This window comes from Halomonas sp. ND22Bw, assembly GCF_003011945.1.
In the GTDB taxonomy this organism is placed as follows: Bacteria; Pseudomonadota; Gammaproteobacteria; order Pseudomonadales; family Halomonadaceae; genus Halomonas; species Halomonas halophila.
Map to the genome: position 1 here is coordinate 1 of NZ_PXWD01000518.1, position 313 is coordinate 313.

Sequence of the window (313 nt, forward strand, 5' to 3'; positions counted from 1 at the left end):
CGCCCCGGCGCCGCTGGCCGAGGCGACCTATGCCGCCAGGACCGTCGGCCCCATCGCCGACGTGGAGCCCCTGGAGGGCCAGGCGGTCAAGCCCGTGGCTGTCGTCGCCGCGAACGACGTGCATAATCCGCTGGTCGGAAAGCCCGCCGAGACCACCCCCAAGGATTTCGCAGCCGCCGAAGCCGCGAGCGTCGTCCTGACCGCGCCGGGGCTGACCGCCGCCGAAAGCGCCGCGCCGACGGCCGCCGACCCTGCCCTGACGGCCCTCGATCCCGACTTCACGCCGCCCGATCAGGCGCTCGGGGTGCGCGAG

The 313-nt window shown here is 75.1% G+C and carries 1 protein-coding gene; it reads left to right on the plus strand.

Features of this window, described 5'->3' with window-relative positions:
• On the plus strand, positions 1 to 313 hold a 313-nt coding region (locus tag CVH10_RS25905; protein ID WP_219924850.1), incomplete at both ends, for a hypothetical protein.